The sequence below is a fragment of the Porphyromonas gulae genome (genome assembly GCF_000765945.1).
GTDB classification, from domain to species: Bacteria; Bacteroidota; Bacteroidia; order Bacteroidales; family Porphyromonadaceae; genus Porphyromonas; species Porphyromonas gulae.
This window is the reverse complement of sequence record NZ_JRAT01000015.1, coordinates 12,749-34,362: the sequence shown is the minus strand read 5'-3', so window position 1 is coordinate 34,362 and position 21,614 is coordinate 12,749. Positions and strand designations below refer to the sequence as shown.

17 protein-coding genes, 1 tRNA gene and 1 pseudogene are annotated in these 21,614 nt (G+C 49.6%); 7 read left to right on the top strand and 12 right to left on the bottom strand.

From position 1 onward, the window contains the following. Positions 1-244: 244 nt before the first annotated feature. The 5 genes and pseudogenes from rlmD to HQ49_RS12725 all read right to left on the bottom strand — a co-directional run. A complete protein-coding gene (rlmD, locus tag HQ49_RS07025) occupies positions 245-1,681 on the bottom strand; it encodes a 23S rRNA (uracil(1939)-C(5))-methyltransferase RlmD (protein ID WP_039419211.1) in 1,437 nt (478 codons plus the stop codon). Positions 1,682-1,725: 44 nt separating this feature from the next. Then, positions 1,726-3,114, bottom strand: coding sequence for a phosphoglucosamine mutase (gene glmM / locus HQ49_RS07020; RefSeq protein WP_039419210.1), 1,389 nt, complete (start codon positions 3,112-3,114; stop codon positions 1,726-1,728). Between the two features lie 53 nt (positions 3,115-3,167). Beyond that, on the bottom strand, positions 3,168-3,764 hold the full coding sequence (locus tag HQ49_RS07015) for a DUF4827 domain-containing protein (RefSeq protein ID WP_039419208.1): 597 nt from the start codon (positions 3,762-3,764) through the stop codon (positions 3,168-3,170). Positions 3,765-3,847: 83 nt separating this feature from the next. Beyond that, complete coding sequence (locus tag HQ49_RS07010) at positions 3,848-4,891, bottom strand: DHH family phosphoesterase (RefSeq protein WP_052073454.1); 1,044 nt, start codon at positions 4,889-4,891, stop codon at positions 3,848-3,850. 207 nt (positions 4,892-5,098) lie between these two features. Continuing rightward, positions 5,099-5,313, bottom strand: a pseudogene (locus HQ49_RS12725) (hypothetical protein); the annotation flags it as partial. 368 nt (positions 5,314-5,681) lie between these two features. On the opposite strand from HQ49_RS12725, the gene HQ49_RS07000 reads away from it, so the two are divergent. Then, the gene (locus tag HQ49_RS07000; protein WP_039419207.1) at positions 5,682-6,191 is read left to right on the top strand and encodes a hypothetical protein; all 510 of its coding nucleotides are present in this window, start codon (positions 5,682-5,684) and stop codon (positions 6,189-6,191) included. 169 nt (positions 6,192-6,360) lie between these two features. Here the strand turns inward: HQ49_RS07000 and radC are convergent, their stop codons facing one another. Further along, the gene (gene radC / locus HQ49_RS06995; RefSeq protein WP_039419205.1) at positions 6,361-7,053 is read right to left on the bottom strand and encodes a RadC family protein; all 693 of its coding nucleotides are present in this window, start codon (positions 7,051-7,053) and stop codon (positions 6,361-6,363) included. 174 nt (positions 7,054-7,227) lie between these two features. On the opposite strand from radC, the gene HQ49_RS06990 reads away from it, so the two are divergent. Together HQ49_RS06990 and HQ49_RS06985 are read left to right on the top strand one after the other, a co-directional pair. Beyond that, positions 7,228-7,301: transfer RNA gene (locus tag HQ49_RS06990), tRNA-Ile, on the top strand. Between the two features lie 127 nt (positions 7,302-7,428). Beyond that, positions 7,429-10,635, top strand: coding sequence for a glycoside hydrolase family 2 TIM barrel-domain containing protein (locus HQ49_RS06985; RefSeq protein ID WP_039419204.1), 3,207 nt, complete (start codon positions 7,429-7,431; stop codon positions 10,633-10,635). Positions 10,636-10,676: 41 nt separating this feature from the next. Here the strand turns inward: HQ49_RS06985 and HQ49_RS06980 are convergent, their stop codons facing one another. Further along, the gene (locus HQ49_RS06980) at positions 10,677-11,096 is read right to left on the bottom strand and encodes an HU family DNA-binding protein (protein WP_039419203.1); all 420 of its coding nucleotides are present in this window, start codon (positions 11,094-11,096) and stop codon (positions 10,677-10,679) included. A gap of 536 nt (positions 11,097-11,632) precedes the next feature. Continuing rightward, positions 11,633-13,078: a calpain family cysteine protease gene (locus tag HQ49_RS06975; protein ID WP_039419201.1), complete on the bottom strand. Its 1,446-nt coding sequence runs from the start codon at positions 13,076-13,078 to the stop codon at positions 11,633-11,635. A gap of 381 nt (positions 13,079-13,459) precedes the next feature. Between HQ49_RS06975 and HQ49_RS06970 the strand changes: the two genes are divergently transcribed. The 4 genes from HQ49_RS06970 (at position 13,460) to HQ49_RS06955 (ending at position 17,270) form a co-directional block, all read left to right on the top strand. Beyond that, complete coding sequence (locus tag HQ49_RS06970; RefSeq protein WP_039419200.1) at positions 13,460-13,879, top strand: 6-pyruvoyl trahydropterin synthase family protein; 420 nt, start codon at positions 13,460-13,462, stop codon at positions 13,877-13,879. 15 nt (positions 13,880-13,894) lie between these two features. Continuing rightward, complete coding sequence (locus tag HQ49_RS06965) at positions 13,895-14,488, top strand: 7-carboxy-7-deazaguanine synthase QueE (RefSeq protein ID WP_039419199.1); 594 nt, start codon at positions 13,895-13,897, stop codon at positions 14,486-14,488. Between the two features lie 21 nt (positions 14,489-14,509). Further along, positions 14,510-16,528, top strand: coding sequence for a PorE family type IX secretion system protein (porE, locus tag HQ49_RS06960; RefSeq protein ID WP_039419198.1), 2,019 nt, complete (start codon positions 14,510-14,512; stop codon positions 16,526-16,528). Between the two features lie 268 nt (positions 16,529-16,796). Then, on the top strand, positions 16,797-17,270 hold the full coding sequence (locus HQ49_RS06955; RefSeq protein WP_039419196.1) for a PaaI family thioesterase: 474 nt from the start codon (positions 16,797-16,799) through the stop codon (positions 17,268-17,270). Positions 17,271-17,380: 110 nt separating this feature from the next. On the opposite strand, the gene HQ49_RS06950 is transcribed toward HQ49_RS06955, so the two are convergent. The 4 genes from HQ49_RS06950 to serB all read right to left on the bottom strand — a co-directional run bounded on the left by HQ49_RS06950 (position 17,381) and on the right by serB (position 21,242). Next, entirely contained in the window at positions 17,381-17,965 is a 585-nt protein-coding gene (locus tag HQ49_RS06950) for a LutC/YkgG family protein (protein ID WP_039419221.1), read from the bottom strand. Positions 17,966-17,970: 5 nt separating this feature from the next. Beyond that, positions 17,971-19,338: a lactate utilization protein B gene (locus HQ49_RS06945; protein WP_039419195.1), complete on the bottom strand. Its 1,368-nt coding sequence runs from the start codon at positions 19,336-19,338 to the stop codon at positions 17,971-17,973. Beyond that, a complete protein-coding gene (locus tag HQ49_RS06940) occupies positions 19,335-20,075 on the bottom strand; it encodes a (Fe-S)-binding protein (protein ID WP_039419220.1) in 741 nt (246 codons plus the stop codon). The genes HQ49_RS06945 and HQ49_RS06940 overlap by 4 nt, the downstream gene beginning before the upstream one ends. Positions 20,076-20,396: 321 nt before the next feature. Beyond that, complete coding sequence (gene serB, locus HQ49_RS06935; RefSeq protein ID WP_235290085.1) at positions 20,397-21,242, bottom strand: phosphoserine phosphatase SerB; 846 nt, start codon at positions 21,240-21,242, stop codon at positions 20,397-20,399. Positions 21,243-21,614: the final 372 nt, after the last annotated feature.

Sequence of the window (21,614 nt, the reverse complement as noted above, 5' to 3'; positions counted from 1 at the left end):
TTTTCTTGCACAAGCGTAGCACCGCAATCATCTCTTTAATACCTCCAACTATAAAGCCCGCAGACTTTATACTATAAAGTGTGGAGGCTTTATAGTATAAAGGGGGGTAGGGGTTACAGTATAAAGTATGGAGGGTTTATAGTATAAAGGGGTAGAGGGGTATAGTATAAAGTCGGAAGGGTTTATACTATCGAGTCCGTCGGCTCGATATTTACAGGTCGGAGGACTTCACAATACGAAGCCTCTATCCGGCATTTCGAACGAGGAGTACCACATTCTCTACATGGTGCGTGTGGGGAAACATATCTACCGGACGGGATTTTACGGCTCGGTATCTGCCGTCTGCCATCAGCAGAGCCAAATCGCGAGCTTGTGTGGCAGGATTGCAACTGACATAGACTATCTTCTCGGGTGCAGCAAAGAGGATGGCATCGATCACACTCTCGTGCATGCCGGCTCGGGGCGGATCCGTAATGATGACATCCGGACGTCCATGCTGTTCGATGAAGTCACTGGTCAGGATGTCTTTCATATCTCCTGCATAGAAGAGCGTGTTTTCGATCCCGTTCAGACGGCTGTTCGTACGGGCGTCCTCTATGGCTTCGGGCACGTATTCGATACCGATTACCCGACGGGCTTGTCGGGCTACGAAGTTGGCGATCGTCCCCGTGCCGGTATAGAGGTCGTAAACCAGTTCGTCCCCTGTGAGACCGGCAAATTCGCGCACTATCCGATAGAGTTGGTAGGCTTGCCGGCTATTGGTCTGGTAGAAAGATTTAGCCCCGATCTTGAACTTCAGTCCCTCCATTTCCTCTTCGATATACTCCCTGCCATAGTATAGGAGCACTTCCTGATCGCCTATCGTGTCGTTGCACTTGGTATTGATCACGTAGAGGAGTGAGGTGATCTGTGGGAAACGCTCCGCTACAGCCGCAAGCAGAGCTTCGCGAGCAGCAACGTCATCGCGGAAGAAGACCACGACCACCATCAGCTCTCCTATGGATGTAGTCCGGATCATCAGCGTTCGCATCAGACCCTCCTGATTTCTCAGGTCGAAGAAGGGATAACGCTCCGGATCCTGCATGCAATATCCACGGATGAAGAGACGTATTTCGTCCGATACCTTAGCCCCCAAATGGCATTCGCGAATGTCCAATACCTTGTCGAACATGCCGGGGATATGGAATCCGAGTCCGTATCGCACTTCGGGAGAGAAGTCGCCATCGACTTCCTGTACCTCTTCGGGCAGTAGCCAACGTTTGTTGCTGAATGTAAATTCGAGCTTATTGCGGTAGTACTCCGTCTGTTCAGATCCGAGGATCGGCTGCATCTCCTCCACTTCCACCTTGCCCAGACGCACGAGTGCATCGGTCACTTGCTGCTCCTTGGCTCGGAGCTGTACTTCGTATGGGATATGCTGCCATTTGCATCCGCCACAGACGGTGAAGTGCGTACAGAAAGGCTCTTTCCTGATCGGCGAGGGGCTTTCGATGGAGACGATTTGCCCCTGCATGAAGTTGCGCTTTTTCTTTACCACCTGAACGGTGCAGCGGTCGCCCGGTGCGGCGAAAGGCACGAACATCACCAGATCATCAATGCGGCAGAGAGCATTGCCCTCTGCCGCCAGATCCGTTATTTCCACCCCTGTAATGAGGGGAAGCTCTTTTTTCTTTCTTGCCAATGAATGATCTGTTAAGCTGTTGTCTTGATTCTGAAAGAGCCGGCTTACAACTCTCGCTCTATCTCCGAACGGAAACGATCGGCCAAGTCCTGTGCTTCCTTTTCCGTCCGGGCTTCGGTGTAGATCCTGACGATAGGCTCGGTATTGCTCCTGCGCATATGTACCCAGCTATCGGGAAAATCGATCTTCACGCCGTCCACGGTACTGATCTGTTCGTTTTTATACCTTTCGAACATCGTCCGGAGCAGACGCTGTGTATCGGTGCCCGCAGGGGTGTCCACTCGCTGCTTGCTCATAAAGTATGCAGGGTATTCGGCTCGAATGAGGCTCACCGTCTCCTTGCGCTTGGCCATGTAGGTGAGGAATAGAGCTATTCCCACCAAAGCATCGCGTCCATAGTGAAGCTCCGGCAGGATTACTCCGCCGTTGCCTTCTCCTCCGATGAGGGCACCGATTTCTTTCATCTTCGTCACTACGTTCACCTCCCCGACGGCTGCTGCTTCGTATTTCCCACCATGTCGGGTCGTTACATCGCGAAGGGCACGAGTGGAGCTGAGGTTCGATACCGTATTGCCGCCACCGTTGAGTCCCAGCAGATAATCGGCTATGGCCACGAGAGTATATTCTTCTCCGAAAAACTCTCCGTTCTCGTCTACGATAGCCAAGCGATCCACATCGGGATCAACCACGAAGCCCACATTGGCTTTCTTCTCCTTGACTACCTTGCATATTTCGGTCAGATTCTGCGGCAGAGGTTCGGGATTGTGAGGAAACTGTCCGTCCGGTGTGCAGTAAAGAGGGAAGACGTTCTCCACTCCCAAAGCAGTCAATAGGGCCGGTATCGCTATTCCTCCTACGGAATTGACACAGTCGATAGCTACCTTGAATTTGGCTGCGCGGATGGCAGCCACATCGACCGACGGCAATGCCAATACGGCTTTGATATGTGCCGGTGTGTAGTCCAGCGTATCGGCGATGCGCCCCATCTTCTCCACCGGAGCGAACTCCGCTTCGCCGGCATCTGCTATCCTAAGGATTTCTTTCCCTTCCGCATCGTTCAGAAACTCACCGGAAGGGCCTAAGAGCTTCAGCGCATTCCACTGTACCGGATTGTGGCTGGCCGTAATGATGATACCGCCATCCGCTCCACAGCCCGTGACGGCCATCTCGGTAGTGGGAGTCGTAGCCAAATCTATATCTACTACATCGCATCCCATGCCCATAAGAGAGCCGAAGACGACATTCTTGACCATGAGTCCGGACGGACGGGCATCCCTGCCGACTACGATGCGAGGGCGTGTAGCTTTGGTTAACTTTTTGATGAAATGAGCATAAGCGGCTGTGAATTGGGCTATGCTGATAGGGTTCAAGCCCTCATCGGCCATACCGCCTATCGTGCCTCGTATGCCGGAGATTGATTTGATCAACGTCATGATATTGTGTGATGTTAGATGAATAGATTCCTAAGATTAGAGGTCGGGGGAGGTCAGTCCCGAAATACGTATTCCACTTCCTTGTAGTATCCGGTCAGGCCTCGCGAATAGAGTGATTCCGGGCCGATTCGGAAAGGTACGATCAGGCGCACACGGGCACCATTGCCAAGCATGGTCATGGGGAAAGCTACTCCTTCGCAGACAAACATATCCAAGTTGGCACCGGTCGTGCACTTGATCAGCTCGAAGTGAATATCCCCATCGTTGTACTTATATATATAGCGGAACACGCTCTCCTGAAAGCCGCCTGAAGTGAGGCTGTTAAAGACATAGATGGAGTCCCTCTCACGATTGAACATGAAGCCCTCCATCCTGACGTTGATCTTGGTCTTGTTCAGCACAGGAGCTTCTTTGCCCTTGTCTATCACCTGCATATAAAGATCATTGTCGAAGTGGTACATGATATTGGGATCGAATTCGCTTTGGCCCTCATGCCCTTCTTTGATGGTAAAACCCATCCTGTTGATGAAGGATTCGATGGCTTTGCGTTCGTCCTTCTTCATTTCTTTGAGCGATTTGATGTCGCTTTTCTTACAGCTGCCCAATGTCAAAACAGCCATACCTATGGCCAAAACCGGCAGCAAGATCATTATTATCCTTTTCATCTTGGTCAGAAATATTCTCCACCTCTACGGCCTTTTCGACAGGGAAAAAAGAGAGGGAAGAGAGATGATTATTGTTGATTTTTATTGTTGTAATTCTTGGGGTTGAAGTCTTTCCAAATCTTCAGCAGCTTCTCTGTGGCTTCCTCCAGACTGCCTTGGAATTCGCCACCGGCAGCATTCTTGTGCCCACCACCACCGAAGTTCTCGGCAAGGGTGTTCACCGGATAGTTGCCCGTGGAGCGGAATGAGAGCTTGATCTGATTCTTGTCCTCTCGCAGGAAGCATACAGCCTCTATCCCTGCAATATCGAGGGGCAGATTGGCCAGTCCGTCGGTATCGCCTGTCCGGTTGTGGAATCGTATCAGCTCCTCGGCCGATAGCGTGAAGTAGGCTACGCCCATTTCCGGCAGCAAAGACATTTTCTCGTACAGCACATAGCCCTGCATCCTCATCTTGCTTTCCGAATTTTGCTGAAAAGTGTTGTGGATGATCGTGTCTTTGTCCGCACCGGCTCGCATAAGATCTGCTACAAGCAGATAAAGATCCGGATCGGAAGAGCTGTAGGAAAATACACCCGTATCCGTCAGTATCCCTGTCATCAAAGCCGTGGCCGCATCTTGGGTCAGGCAGGATGCCATGCCCATGGCCTTGGCCAAACGCAAGACCAACTCCGAAGTAGAAGACAGGGGAGGGTAGCTGAAGCTGAGAGTGAATATATCCGCCGGATAGAGATGATGATCGATAAGCACTTTGGGGGCTGACGAACTTTCCAATGCGCTTTGCAGTCCTGCTACGCGATGAGGAGCATTGAAATCCATGCAGAAGACCAGATCGGCTTCTGCCAATGCCTTCTCCGCTTCCGAAGGATGGGTCTCGTGTACTATTACTTTGTCCGCTCCGGGAATGCAGTACAGGTATCGGGGAATATCGTCGGGTACGATTACACTGATGTGGGACTTGCCTTTCTCTCTCAGCATGGCAGCAAAACCGATGCTGCTTCCTACCGAGTCGCCGTCCGGAGCCGTATGCGAGATCAGAGCAATCCGCTCCGCCTCCTCTATCATTTTACGCAAAGCTGCTACCGGAGCCGGATCGATTTTTATTCCTGCCATAGCTTTTCCTCTTTAGCCTTTTCTTCGCTTTGTTTTTCAGAGATTCGTACAAAGATAAGATAGAAATGCTTAAGCCCTGCAATGCGCACTGATATAAATCGACAGATATTACCGATGGAAAAAGGGTAGGTCTATTCCTATTAGGGCGTCCATAGAGGGTCATTCTACCATGACTGACTTAGCCAAATTGCGTGGCTGATCCACGTCCAAACCTTTGCAATCGTATTGCTGCGGAATGCTATCCCCTTGCGCCTGTAGTTTGGCTTTGAGGGTGGAGTAGTTTTCGATAATGCCTTTGTGCACCAAGGCAATATTTCCGGAAGAGGGGTACTGTCGTATCCACGATATTCGAGCCTTTTCAATCCTTTTATCAGAATGGGATATACCTCACGGCTCCCTATGTATCCTACTATTCCACACATGTTTTTATTGCTTTTTATCGGGGAGCCAAAGGTAAAGCAATCCGATAAAGTTGCATTTCCGGTTTATGGCTGTTTTTTCCGGTATTTTCCGTTCTGAAAAACGTGGCGCGTAAAAGTTTTCGTTCCCGAGCGTAAAAAGAAAAAAAGTTAAGCCAAAACGAAAACTTTTTGGTCTGATTTTTTCAGATTTTCGGTTTGGCTTTTCTGGTTTTTTCGGTCTGAGAATTGCCCCTTCTACCCAAAGCCATAGATGCATTTGGGTGTGGATAACCATAGAATCCGCAGGACTTTGCCTGAGAGATAAATTGTGGCTATATTTGCCGCCATTTGGCGATATTGCCTCGTAATAAAATGTAAAAAACAAGAAGATGCAACTCAAAATGAAATGGATGACACTGCTTTTTGCTCTGGTGGCTGTTTTCTCATTGGCTTCATGTAAGAAAGAGAATGAGCCGAAACCGGACAATCAGGAAAAAGTGATCGAAGGTACTATTTGGGAACGTGTGTACACGGAGGCAGAAATGGCTGCTATAACCGATACGGAAGATATAGTTGAGACGGACGAAGATGGTCGGATTACAATCTCCGTATCCTTTGTGTCCAAGACCGAAGCTATTATGTCACAGGCCTATGGAACGGAAGCAAACCTCATGGAGACATATATAAAGCACAAAGTGCCTTATAAGTATGACGAGGCTATGAAAAAGGTTGTCTTTGATACAGCTCATGCTACACTTCTCGAGCTTGTTGGTGAAATAGAAATCGGACTCAACAATACCGGTGTTATCGATGGCCTCTTGGACTGGGAGAAGAATACGATTACACTGAGCGTGACGGATACCGATCAAAACATGCAGTTCGTGTTGTACAAAAAATAAGCATCCATCCTTTTTCCGAAAAAATAATATGAAGCCGGCATTTCTGCATTAGCAGGGGTGCCGGCTTGGTATTTGATGGGTTATCTTTAGGCAATGTCAGAATCAATACCCTTTATCGCTATAGCATATTCCTTTTCGCACCATTTGCTTGTATGAATTCAGTGAAACATTAGAGAAGGCCTTCGTCGGCGAAACTGAAATATGCCCCATCGTCACCGATGATCAGATGGTCGTTTAGCCGAAATCCCAGCAATGTGGCAGCCTTCTGTACCCTTTGGGTAAGCTGAATATCCTGTTCGCTTGGTCGTACCGTTCCCGAAGGATGATTGTGTGCCAGAATAATTGCTGAGGCAAGATGGGAGACGGCTTTGTGCATGATCAGACGGACATCGGCCGAAGTCTCCGATATGCCTCCTCGGCTAAGGTTCTCCGTGGCGATTATCTTTCCGCTTTGGTTGAGGAGTAACACCCACATTTCTTCCTGTGGTAGGTCTGTGAGGAATGGACTTATAGCGCGATAGGCCATCCGGCTGTCGGTGATGGATTCTCTATGGGGCATCTCTTGCGAAGGAATACGTCGGGATAGTTCCATTGCTGCCATCACGGTGACTGCTTTTGCCGGTCCCATACCTCGGAAGTTGCCGGTCAGCTCTTGTATGTCGCATTTGGCCATACGTGGCAGACTGTTATTCATCTTGGCCAGAATCTCTTGAGCCAGTTGGACGGCTGTCTGCCGGTCATTACCCGATCCGATGAGGATGGCCAGCAGCTCGGCATCGGTCAGGCAGCGAGCACCGAGTCGGATCATTTTCTCTCGGGGGCGATCGGATTCGTGCAGCTGCTTGATAGTCATTTTCTCCATTGCAGTACGTGTGGGGTTATTCGGGGCGATAAAGGTAGTCCGATTTGGAGGTTAAGGAAAGGCTTGGTGTGGAAATTCTCTTGTTTTTCGACCACAAAGATTTTTGATGACTATTGCATATTGAGGAAAAAACTTATCTTTGCACCGCAATTGCAGGTCTATACAGGCAATGTAGGTCCTATAGCTCAGTTGGTTAGAGCACCTGACTCATAATCAGGGAGTCCTTGGTTCAAGCCCAAGTGGGACCACGATGAAAGGGGTACGAGAGTATCCCTTTTTTCGTTTCCCTGCGATAGTAACGCTTAGAAGGATGGCTTTTATATTATGCGGAGCAAACTCCGTTTATCTTTGCTTTCACTAAACAACCAAGTATTTATGAAGATAAGCCGGCGAATCCTTTCGATTTTCATACTGTTTTCCTCTGTTTGCAGTATCTCATGGGCTACCGTATTGTACGGAAACGGAGCTTTATCCATACCGTCCGACAGTCTTGTTTCAGGGAAGAGGCCGTATTGGGAAGATGAAACGGTGTTTGGCGAAAACAAAGAAGACGGCCACGCCACCTTTATGCCCTATGCTACAACGGCCTTGTTGCAGGCTGATGAGCGGTATCAGAAACCTTGGCTCACTCCTTCGCAGGCAGAATTTTTATCACTGAACGGCTTGTGGCATTTTCGTTATTCTCCCGATACCCGTACTGCCCGTACCGATTTTGTCGAGGATCTGTTCGATGTGTCTGCATGGGATACCATCACAGTACCATCGTGCTGGCAGATGAAAGGTTGGGATACACCTTTATATATCAATGTAAATCACATCTTCGAGGACAATCCTCCATTTATTCGGATTCAGAAGGCTTATGCTTCGGCAGTGGATCCCAATCCGACAGGCTCCTATCGGCGTGACTTTATCCTTCCGACAGGCTGGGAAAAGAAGCGCGTTTATCTCCATTTCGATGGCCTCTATGGTGGGGCTTATGTGTGGGTAAACGGGCGTTATGTCGGCTATACCCAAGGGGGCAATAACGATGCCGAGTTCGACATCAGTGCGGCAGTTCGTACGGGACAGAACAATGTGAGCATACAAGTAGTCCGCTGGACGGATGCTTCCTATTTGGAGGGACAGGATATGTTCCATATGAGCGGATTGCATCGGGATGTCTATCTGTACGCCACGCCTCGCACTTCCGTTCGGGATCATTACATTACGAGCAAGCTGCATCCCGAATCCGACTATACTACAGGGGAAATATCCGTAGCCGTAGATATGGACAACAGAGACGGATCGCCCACACGTAAGACTGTCGGAATACGTCTCTTGGATCCTCAAGGAAAAACCATATGGCAGGAACGGAAGCAGATCCGACTATCTGTGGGGGAACATAAGCAAAGCCTTCACTTCCGGAAAGCCGACCTTCGCAATCTATCTCTGTGGACAGCCGAGATACCTACGCTCTATACTCTTATTATTACCCAGTGGGATGAAAAGGGGCGCGAAGAATTGGCCTTTGCCACCAAGTATGGATTCCGTCAGCCGGAAATTCGCGATCAATCGGTGTGTCTGAATGGTCGTAAAGTACTGTTCAAGGGAGTCAATACGCAGGATACGCATCCGCTTCACGGCCGCAGCATTGACTTGCCTACAATGATCAAGGACATAACGATGATGAAGCAGGCCAACATCAATACCCTTCGTACGAGCCATTATCCACGGCAGCCCAAGATGTATGCACTATGTGATTACTACGGCCTCTATGTCATGGACGAAGCCGATCTGGAGTGTCATAAGAACTGGGATGACCATGGGGAGAAAGGCGGTATCACCAATGCCGAATCGTGGCGGGCGCAGTACGTGGATCGCACCGTCCGTATGGTCTGTCGGGATCGGAATCATCCCTCGGTTTTGTTCTGGTCGCTCGGCAATGAATCGGGTGGGGGAGAAAACTTCCGGCATACCTATGCGGCGGTTCGTGCACTCGATTCGCGCATCATTCACTACGAGGGTGCCACCCGTGGCGGAACGGAATATACCGATCTGCATTCCGTTATGTATCCTTCCCTTGCTCAGGTACAGGCCGGAGCCAATGGCCGGGGGACGGAGGGAAAGCCCTATTTCATGTGCGAATATGCGCATGCCATGGGCAACGGTGTCGGCAATTTGCAGGACTATTGGGATATAATAGAACGGAGCAGTGCCGGTATAGGCGGTTGTATATGGGACTGGGTGGATCAGGCCATCTACGATCCTTCCGAAATCAAACGTGGACTCTATCGCCTGCATACCGGATACGACTATCCGGGACCTCACCAGGGAAATTTCGTGAACAACGGGCTTGTGACGGCTGACCGCTCATGGACTCCGAAGTTGTACGAAGTGAAGAAAGTGTATCAGCATGTGAAATTCGACGCATACGACAGTAAAAGCAAACTGCTCTCCCTGCGCAATGCCTACTCCTTTACGGACTTGAATCGCTTCGGGCTTCGTTTTAAGCTCCTCTCCGACGGCTGTGTGATCGAAAGCGGAGAAATGGATTTACCCGAACTGCCGGCTGGAGAAAAAACAGCGTTGAGAATACCCGTCGCCGATATTCCAATGTATTCGACTCGCGACTACCATATCAATTTCGAACTCTTCCTTCGTGAAGCCACCACTTGGGCTGATAAGGGACACACGGTAGCATCCGAACAGTTTACACTTGCACAAAGAGACGGTTTTGCTTCCCTCCTGCCCGAGCGGATGCCCACGCTGCAAGTGACGACGGAAGGAGATCACCTTCGTATCGCTAATGACAGAGTGCAGCTCGTATTCGATCTTCATACGGCAGAGCTTATTCGTTGGAACTATGGCGACTGCCCTGTGATCGTCCCGAAGGGAGGCCCTGTCTATGACAATTTCCGCTGGGTGGAGAACGACTCCCCCTACGGAAGTATTCCCCCCGGAGCACCGGCAAGTCAGGTACAGCCCGCTGTTCCTTCCTACGAGGTCAATGCCGATTCCACACGGGTGACCCTCACGGCATCGCATCATGCCCTCTGCCCTTATCGCCTTACCTATTATATATATGGAGACGGTACGGTGGATATTCGGGCAGACTTCACGCCCGAAAAGGAACAGGCAGATAAGTTGCGTAGACTTGGGATAAAAATGTGCCTGCCCTTGCAGATGGATCGAATCGAGTATCTGGCACGAGGCCCTCATGAGAATTATGTGGATCGCAGGCAGAGTGCTTTCTTCGGACTGTATTCCGACCGCGTGAGCCATATGGTCGAATCCTATGTACGCCCCCAGAGTATGGGCAATAGGACCGGCCTTAGAGCTCTGACCCTGACGGATGAATCCGGTAGGGGTATCAGGGTGGAAGTATCGGGGCAGGTCGATTTCTCCATTCTTCCCTATGACGACGAGGTTCTTGCACAGACTCGCCACCGATGGGAGTTATCCGCGCCCACGCATCATATTTTGCGCTTCGACTATATGCAGCGCGGATTGGGCAATGGTAGCTGCGGCCCCGGTACTGCTCCGGCATACCTTTGCCCTTCATCGGGCACATACTCCTTCGAACTTCGTTTCCGTCCTCACTGATATATGTCCGCAGCTACTCCGAATACGAAGAGAACGGGACATTATTTTGTATTTCCCTTGGTCTTGGCAGGCATCCGTTCGTAGCACACATCGGTAAGCGTAAAGTATTTCTTCGATGGATTGAGGCGTACGATGGGTTTTTCGATATGCTTCTGTACGCTGAAAACCTCGCCTTTCGGAACGGCTTTACTCTTGAATGAAGGCTTGAGCGTACCCAAATCACCAAACTCTACGATGTCTCCGTTTGCTACGATGTCTCGGGCAATTTCGGTGGCGTAATTCAAAACCGCTTCCACTTCCTGACGATTGAAGGAAGTGGACTTTGCCACACGCTCGCAAAAACTGCGAAAACTTACTCGATGTCTGCCCGTCGGCTGGGCAATCTGCACTACTTTTCCTGCATTTGCACCGACGTTCAATTTGCGTTCCACGAGGACGAATTGTAGAGGTTTATTGGACATATCTCAATCGTTTTTTCCTTTATTGTCTTTAGGTAAAATCCGGAATAGCAGCGGTTTATTCCCGAATCTTCTTGATGTATAGGGGCAAAGGTATTGAAAACTATTCAAAATACTCCTAAGTTTTCTGTCGAATAGTTCTAAGTATTCTATTAAAAGCTCCTAAGCTTTCTTCAAAAAGCTCTTAAGCTTTCTATCAAATAGTTCTAAGTATTCTATCAAAAACTCCTAAGCTTTCAGACAATACTCTCAATGGTTGCAATGAGATATAATAGAAGAATCTTGTCGATCCTATAGTATATACTTGGGTATGGAGCTTTGTCGATTCGGAATTGAGCAGACAGATCCACGGCTAAGAACCTGTTACCGAACCGGAAATGATCGGATTGCGGCGCGAGAATTTTCTACTTCTCGGACCAAAACAAAAAAGTTTGCACACCACGCTTTCGGTGATGTGTGATGTGTATAGGAAAAAGAAGAGGCTGCCCGCTCTACCGGGCAGCCTCCATCGTTCTCAAACCGTATAATATAATCTGATATCAATACATATATGCGATGTACCAGAAGTTCTCTCTCACTTTATCAAGTCGGAGTGCGAAAATGCCATCGTCTTTGGATAGATTGAACCACTTCATATTATCGAAGTGGATAACCCAATCTCTTTTGCTTAGCACTCCATCTCCTGTTGGCTCAGTCACTCCCCATGGATTGCGGATAATCAGGTAATAGGCTCCATTGGAAACTGTATATCCCAAAACTGTATAGGCATGGTATGCTGCAATTCCGGGCATCATAGGAGGTAGAGGCTCCCAGCATGGGGTTACAATCACCATCGGTTTTATCGTCTTCCAACTATAGCACATGCTTTTCATAAAATTCAGCAATGACAGATCTGTGAAAGAAGAAAGCATGAGTTTTCCCGAGGAGGTAAACCAGCTATCTCCACTCAGCTCGCAAAGTGCTTCCTCAGGCCAGCCACCTCCAATCTGTAGGATTGCGTTGTATTTGGAATCATTAGGGAATTTCCAATTGGCATATGCTTGTTCGAAAAGAGCCGGCCAGTATTCTCCGTTGAACCAATAGCGACTCCTTGCAAAGATCGGAACTTTGTAATATCCTTCCTGAAGAATTTCATTGGTGGAGGTACCTGATCCCGACGGGCGTGCATATGTCTGTTTAGAGCGCCCTATGAAGTAGCGATAGAGTCGCCATTCATCTTGATTAGACATGATGTCCACATCCATATTCAATAGAGCGGGCCATACCCAAGCTATAGCCGACAAAGCTGCAAGCATGTAACAATCGCCAGCGATTCCTTGAACTACTGTGTCCCACAAGTTGTGTGCTCCATTGCTTTGGAAGCCGACTTCTCTGTACTGATGTACTGTATTATTATCATCTCTTAAATTTTTTGTCGGAAGGATGATCTTGCTGATCTCCTTTGTGATAGTAGTGGATGACAGTGCTTGCTCTCTGAGGTCGTCGATGTCGAGTTTTTGGGCTGCTTTTTTTGCCTTTGGAGCAGCTTCTTCTTTTTCTTCGGGAGGCATGTCATAATCGTTGAACGATTCAAGGATTCTCTCCAGACCGTCCTGCCCTCTTTGGGTCTTAGTCAAAACTGAATCCACGATTTTGACCTCAGCATTTTGGTCTCTTCCGGCTCTTAATACAGAGTCGCCTTTGGATAGATCTTGCATGCTTGAACCCAACACGCGTTCTACTATATCGGTAGTCCGTGGGTTGCTCCAATCCAATGGTCTTTCTAAAATGACTTCAGTAAGTGCATATGGATTGATCATCCCTGCAGGGCTGCAATCTTTGGATTCTTTAGATTCGGTAGGAATGTTCAGTTCTTTTAGTCTGGCTTTCTCTCTTTCGATTTTACGGGCTTTCGCTTCCTCTTGTTGAGGAGTAAGAGTTGCTGCTGCTTCCAATTTCTGCAATCTTTCCTTTGAAATGGACTGCGATACTAATTTTTTGGCCATAATTGAAAAATTTTAGATTGATTAAACTGTGACTTTTAGCTCTTATGCTTTAAGAGTCACACAAATGAAGTAACATATTAAGGAAAAGACTTGGACAAATCACGCATTTTCTTGGACAAATCACGCATTTGTCTACAGTAAATCTAACGAATCAAGGTGCAGTTTGGACAAATCACGCATGCAAAAGAGTTTAATACGCATTATTTCAATCACTTACAAGTACAAGAGCAAAAACAGGTAATTTTTACATGAAATGTGCACGAAAAGTGTTTCGAAAAATCACAAAGGTGTTTTTTCAGACAAGGCACCTCAGCAGCCGAATGCGTGAAGCAGGGGATTATTTCATTACCTTTGAACAGCAGAAACTTAGCTCAACAATATATGATTACAGCCGAACGTTATCACGACATTAGCATGGGACACCGCGTAGTGGGACACGATCACAAGTGCAGACATCTGCATGGACACAACTATCGTATCCACTTTATTTGCAGTGCACCGGCTCTTGATTCGATCGGGCGTGTAGTCGATTTCGGCGTTATCAAAGAGCTGCTATGCCAGTGGCTTGAAGATCATTGGGATCACAAGATGATGCTATGGGAGCAGGATCCGTTGCTTCCTGCTTTGCGTGAGACTGTGCCGGACGATCTGGTAGCAGTACCGTTCAATCCCACCGCAGAGAATATGGCTGTTTATCTGACAGAAGTGGTAGGGCCGATGCAGCTGGCCGATACGGGAGTAACGCTAATCGGTTGTCGGGTGGACGAGACTCGCAAGTGCTCGGCCTCCTATACATTATAATATAGTTACGGAGCAATGCTCGTAAACGAAATCTTTCACAGCCTTCAGGGTGAAGGAGCCAATACCGGACGAGCTGCTGTCTTTGTCAGACTCGCAGGCTGCAATTTGGTATGCCCCTATTGCGATACCGATTTCATCCAAGGGAAAAAAATGTCACTGGAAGAGATTGCCCGCAGTATCGAACACTATCCCACGCGTTTTCTCATTTGGACAGGCGGAGAGCCGACACTGCAACTTACAGAAGAAGCTACGGCTTATTTTCACCGGCTTGGTTACTATCAGGCCATAGAGACCAACGGAACTCGCCCCGTACCCAAGGGTATAGACTACATTTCCTGTAGTCCCAAGCCCGAAGCCATAGGAAAGCTGAAAGAAAACTTCCCGGATGGAGTGGGGGAGTTTCGCTTTCCGTTGGGATCCGATACCCCTCTGCCTCCACCGATCGACGAATTGCCCACTGCTCAGCATTATCTTGTCAGCCCCATCTTCACGGGGGACGATGCCATGGAACCCGATCCCTCTGCCATTACTCGCTGCGTCGAGTTCGTCAAGGCTTTTCCGGCTTGGCGTCTGAGCATACAGATGCACAAACTGATTCATATCCCATAGCCTATCCCTTTTCTTCCTAATATGTACAGCGGACAACATAATATCCACTATCCTTTTCTTATCCTGTTGGTATGCCTTGCTTTTGCTGCCTGCAAGAGCGTGAAGCTGAAAGATGCGGAGAAGGCACACGATCGCCAAGAGTACACCAAGGCTGCCGATATGTACAATACGCTATACAGGCGTACACCTCGGAAGCAGGTGGAGATGAAAGCTTATACGGCTTTCCGATCCGGTGAAAACTATCGCGCCGCCGGCAGACAAGCCAAAGCTTTGCGTGGCTATCTGAATGCCCGACGCTACGGGTATCCGGATTCTGTGGTACTGCTCCGTTTGGCACAGACCTATCAGCAAGGAGGTAACTATAAGGAAGCCGAGGCCCTCTTCCGTGAATATCTGGAAGCTTATCCGAATAGTTATTTTGCAGCTATCGGTTTGGAGGGGTGTCTCTTTGCCCGCCAACAGAAGGAATATCCTACACGCTATCAGGTGCGGCGAGCCGCCGAGTGGAATTCGGCACGGGGCGACTTTGGTCCGGCCTATGCACCCGATGCTTCGGCTCTCTATTTCACATCGAGCAGAAGCAAAGACGACGGTTTGGATAATAGCAGCATAACGGGACTGAAACCCAATGATATTTATATCATCAAACGTGATGCACAGGGACGGTGGGGACGTCCCGATAGCGTGTCCGGAGGGATCAATACTCCGTGGGATGAAGGCGTGCCGGCAATCACTCCCGATGGAGGTACCATATATTATACGTTGGCGCAGCAAGGTGCCGATTACGACCGTACGGTACAGATCTATTCCGCCACTCGGAGCGGAGAAGGCGGCTGGAGCAACGGTTCGCTTGTGGACATCATGCGCGATTCGCTCCGTATGGCTGCTCATCCCTCTATATCGGCGTCCGGCAATTACCTGTATTTCGTCAGCAACATAGCCGGTAGCTATGGTGGCAAGGATATTTATCGTGTCAAGGTGTCGGATCGTTCTTATGGTTCGCCGGAGAATTTGGGCCCTGACATCAATACGCCGGGGGACGAAATGTTTCCCTTCATAGATGGGGATAGTACCCTTTTCTTCGCTTCGGACGGACACGCCGGTCTGGGAGGACTGGATATTTTCAAAGCCGTACTGGACTCTACCGGCCGATGGCATGTAGTCAATATGGGACAACCTGTCAATTCCTCTGCCGATGATTTCGGCTTGGCTGTGGAGCCTAAAGGCAAAAACGAAGAAGGAGCTTTGTCGGACAACGGCGTCAAAGGCGTATTCTGTTCCAATCGGGGCGATGCACGCGGATGGCCGCACCTCTTCCATTTCGAATTGCCGGCTATCTACACCGAGATCCAAGGTTATGTGATGGACAGAGAAGAAAATCCCATAGCCGGAGCCACGGTCAGGATCGTAGGCGAACGCGGCCCCATAGGACAGGGATTCGTGACTACTCGTGACGACGGCTCCTATAAGATGACCGTGCAGGGCGATACCCGCTATGTGATGCTTGCCGGAGCATCGGGTTATTTGAATCAGTATGTAGAGCTCAAGACCGATACTGCCAAGCAGAGCGAGACCTACTATGTGGACTTTTTCCTCGCATCGCGTGAGAAAGCCGAAGGCTTGCAAAATATTTTCTATGATTTCGATAAGGCCACCCTTCGCCCCGAAAGCATGAAGAGCCTGGACGAACTGATTCGTATCCTTACGGACAATCCGGATATTCGGATCGAGTTGGGTTCGCATGCCGACAGGAAAGGCCCCGATGCTTACAACCTCGGCCTGTCCGACCGCAGAGCCAAATCCGTGGTGGACTACCTCACGAGTCGCGGCATAGCAGCCGACAGGCTCACATGGAAAGGCTACGGTAAGTCTGTCGCCAAGACGGTGACAGCCAAGATGGCCGAACGATACGATTTCCTGAAGGAAGGCGATGTACTCACCGAGGAATTCATCACACCTTTGACCGAGGAGCAGCAGTCAATCTGCGACCAACTGAACCGTCGTACCGAGTTCCGTGTGATCGAAGAAGGGTTGCGTTAATCACTCTTGGGATAAAAAAGTAGAGCAAACAAAGCCGTACCGAGTGGTCTTTGACAAGCCTTATTTTTCAGCGCATCGAATCTAATATTAGTTTTGGCTGAAACTAATATAAGTTTTGGAGAGAAGCTCCATAGGTGTAGAATGAGAGTAATGTTGATCACACTTTTCCAAATTCTTGGATCGAGCTCTCGTTCGTGAATAAACGGTTTTCTAACAGATACTATCCGGCTGCTAATGCGTACTTTTGCGGCAATACAGCACGAACAATATGGATAAGAAATCTTTTCAGGAGTATTATGCCACCGGCTTTAGCCATTGCTACGGTTGTGGCACATCGAACGAGCATGGTCTGCATGTAAAGAGTTATTGGGCGGAAGAGCATCCGGATGAGACGGTAGCGCATTTCCGTCCCGATTCACATCATACGGGAGGGTTCCCCGGCTTTGTCTATGGAGGACTCATTGCCGCCATCCTCGACTGCCATGGCAATGGCACCGCAGCCGCAGCCGGTTATCGTTCTCAAAGTCGCCCGATGGATTCGGAGCCGAATCTGAGATACGTGACGGCTAATCTGAATCTCAACTATCGTCGTCCTACACCGATGGGCGTGGACTTGGAGCTACGCGCCCGTATCAAAGAGGTAACGGACCGGAAAGTGCTGATGGAGCTGTCGCTCATCGCAGAAGGGCAGGTAACGGTAGAAGGAAGCATGCTATCCGTTCTGCTACCCGAAAAGAAGTAGAGCAAGCAAACGGAGAGGGTAGGATAAAAACGCGCTTTGCGACTCAGGCATAGACGGCACAGTCGGCCGAATATGAAAGAGTCGCAAAGCGCGTTTTTTTTGTTCGATTCTTATTTCAATATCACGATGCCTCCGCGGGCACCATGCGCCCCGATTACCAGAGACTGCTCTATATCGGCAGTCTTGGATGGCCCACTGATAAAGCAGGAGTATGGAGACTGCGAGTCTATTTCGGCCACACGTTTATAAGCCTCGTGCATGTTGTGTACGAGCTTCGTCTTGTCCAAGACGATGACCAGGTACTCCGAGATGAAAAACATGGCTCGCTTCTGTATCGTCTGATCCACCCATACACATCCGTTCTCGCACACCCCTATTTCACCTTCGATAATAGCCAAGTCCGTACCGTTCATGTCGCCCGGATTCTCTACTTCGTCCGGTTTGTAGGTAGCTATATGAATGTATGGAAGGGCTGATCCGATCCGTTTGGCATCCGGATATGCAGCTCTGATCACTTCGTTAATGTCCTGTCCTGGCTGAAGCTCTATGGCATCGCCACCCACTGCACGCGATATTTCGATGAAGCGAGCCACCTTGTCCGGATAGGTAATGGGAGTAAAGTTCATCTCCGGCTTCGGTTCACGCTGCTTGGTGTGCTGTTTGATTCTGTCTAATATGATTTGTCTGCTGTTCATGATGATTACTTCTTGATATTCTTCTTCCACCAATTATTGAACGAAGTAGAGGCAAAGCGAGGCAATTCGCGCCCCTTGCCCCATGCGTTCAGGCTGTTGTACAGCAGGAACCGAGGCAGACTGTTGGCTATGGGAGCCATCTTCAGAGCCGCATTGAAACGCCACGGGCTGTCCATCAGGTATTTCATACCGGCCGACATCAGCTTTTTCTCTTGGCTGGCACGCCCCAAATGATCCAAATCCTGACGCCAACGATAGATCTGCTCACCGAGGTCGATTTTCACAGGGCACACACTCGAACAGGAGAGACAGAGCGAGCAGGCCGATACATTGTCGCTATACCGGCGCGGATCCTTGAGCATACCCAGATTGATCCCGATAGGCCCGGGGATGAAATAAGTGTATGAATAACCGCCGGAGCGACGATAGACGGGACACGTATTCATACATGCACCGCATCTTATGCAGTTGAGCGTTTTCACGTGCTCCTCATTTTCGATGATGTCCGTCCTTCCGTTGTCTACGATGATATAGTGTAGCTCTCCGCCTTCATGAGGTTTGCGGTAGTGTGCCGTATAGGTCGTAGAGGGCTGTCCCGTACCCGAACGTGCCAGAAGTCGGGTGAATACCCCCACGGCATCCAAGTCGGGCACCAACTTCTCCAACCCGAAAGAGCAAATGTTCAATTTCTGACAAGCCATACCCATATCGGCATTGCCCTCATTGGTGCAAACGACCACTTCGCCCGTAGAGGCAACGGCAAAGTTGCCACCCGTCATTGCTGCATCCGCGCTGATAAAGTCTTCGCGCAGGCTTTTGCGTGCTGCACGAGTCAGATACGTAGGGTCGTAATTGCCCTTCTCCGTACCCAGCTTGTCGTGGAACAGATCGCTTACAGCCTCGCGCTTGATATGGATGGCCGGCATCACGATGTGGCTCGGTGGCTCTTCCATAAGCTGGAGGATACGTTCGCCGAGGTCTGTCTCGATCACGTTTATACCCTTTTCGATAAGATATTCGTTCAGGTGGCACTCCTCGGTAAGCATGGATTTGCTCTTCACGAACTTTTTGACGCCATGATCACGCAGGATACCATACAGGATCTCGTTGTGCTCCTTGGCGTCCTTAGCCCAATGGACGATGACACCGTTGCGGCGAGCATTCTCTTCGAATCGAAGCAGCAGCTCATCGAGGTGCGTCACATTGTAGCGTTTGATGTCGTGAGCCAGTTGGCGCAGGTCTTCCCATTCCGGTACCGTATCACGTTGGATGTCCCGTTTGTGGCGCACCATCCAGAGCGTCTCGTCATGCCACTTGGCTCCGGCCTTATTCTCCAAAAAGCGGGCAGCCGCTTCGCTATGCTTCGTACTCATAAGTTTGCTGCTAAAATTTCTACTGCATGAATTGTCTTGATCGGCAATTTCTCTCTGTCTATCACCCCTTGCATATGCATCAGGCACGAACTGTCCGGCCCTGTGATGTACTCCGCACCTGTGGATATGTGGTCCAGCACCTTGTCATGTCCCATACAAGTGGACACCTCGGGTTCCTCCACTGAGTACATACCACCGAAACCGCAGCATTCGTCTATTCGCTTCGGCTCGAACACCTCTATGCCCTGCACCATCTCCAATAGCCGGCGCACCTTGTTGTGGTACGGACGGTGCACTTCGCTGGGGGTGGATAGATGCAGTTCGCGTACGCCGTGGCAGCTGTTGTGCAGGCTCACCTTGTGGGCAAATCGAGAGGGGAGGCTCGTGATCTTCAGATCATCGTGCAAGAACTCGCATATGTCGCGCACCTTGGCTGCCGACTTGCAGACATGTCCTGTCGGTTTGAGGATGTGATCGTAGTTTTCCTTCACGAAAGCAACGCAACTGGCCGATGGCCCTACGACCACGTCATACGATTCGAAAAGCTCTTCGAATCGCAAAGCCAGCTTTTGTGCTTTCTGTTCGAATCCGGCATTGGCCATAGGCTGGCCGCAACATGTCTGATCCATCGGGTAGTCGACATCTATGCCCAAACTCTTCAGCAGTTTGTACGTGGCGATACCCACTTCCGGATACACCGCATTGACATAACAGGGGATGAACAAACCTACTTTCATTGTGATAAATCTGATAATTGTATTCTTAAAAACTTTTGTCCCTATGCCCTGAAGAGGTGCAAATGCTTCCTCTTCGGCCATACGTCAGGGGGAAAACTCCACGGGAAAGTCTAAAAAAGAAGCTCGCAAAACCAAAGAATACGGGCACCTTTCCCTATCTATATTTCGCATGCCCTCCGGATACGATCGCATCGTATTCAAGCTCCTTATGGGTCTACTCTTCTATCCCAAAGTAAATATATTTCCGCCAAAAAGCATACCTCCGTCCGATAAATGTCTCTTGGCGCGGAGGTTCTTATCCTCTACGGATCAGGTCGGCTACTATCGGCAGCCCATGATTTGGAGGATGGCTTCTATGCGCAGTTGGGGCGTGGAAGGTGGATGTGCCGAGCTGTTGAATATGATGCTGCCGGCCGAGAAGTCGAGCATGGGTACATCATTGGCACCATCGCCTACGGCAACTATTTCGGCAGGGGTGAGGGATAGCTCCTTGGCCAGGGAGCGGAGAAATTCGGCTTTGACCTTCGCATCCACTATGGTACCCGATAGACGGCCTGTCAGCAGGCCATCTTTGACCTCTGCCTCCGATGTGCAGATGTAGTCGAAGCCGTACCGTTCTTTGATGTAGTGCGAATAAAGTCGGAATCCTCCCGAAATGATAGCGGAGCGAATGCCTTGCTCCTTGAATTTGCGCATCAACGAAGGCAGTCCCTCAACGATCGGGAGAGATGCAGATAGCTCCTCCAGCTTCGCCAAAGGCAAGCCTCGTAGCATGGATACGCGCCTGCTGAAATTGTCCGGAAACTCCTCTCTCCCCGACATGGCAGCCTCCGTCAGTTCACCCATCTCATCGAGGCATCCGTGTGCGGTGGCCAATTCATTCATGATCTCCGTGCGCACAAGCGTCGAATCCAGATCGAAAGCTACGAGTCCGATGCGCCCAACAGGTGTATCCTCTCTGCGAATACCGAGCATAATCGGATACGTCCGGGCCATAGGCATCAGAGCCTTTATCAACAGAGATTTGGCTCCTTTGTAGGCTACCGATAGCCGCACACAAGGATCGTATGTATCAGCCTCACGCACGAATTGGACTACCCGTGCGCCGATAGCTTCCACAGCACGACAAACCGCTGCCACATGCAGCAGATCTGCCCTTGCAGCCATGATATATATCCGATAGTCACCGTTCATTCCGCCACAAAGATAAACCCTTGCCGATGAAATGTTTTATAGTAAAACATTCGGTGGCTGTTACGATTCATTCGACTTCAGCATTTTCGTTACCTTTGCCAGCCTGATGAAGCTCTCTGTCGGAAGTTGGATGTCGCTGCCGAGAGAGCCGATTGCTTGAATAGAAATACATGGATACTATAGACTTAACGATGACAGAATATGCACACCGAACTCCTTTATATCTCCGATCTTTCCGGCCGGTCCTTTCGCGCCCATAACCTATCATGTCATTTCGATATTCAGACAAACAGTATAAACCCCTATGACGAATAAGTAGGAATAACCCCTCTTATACTCCCCTAA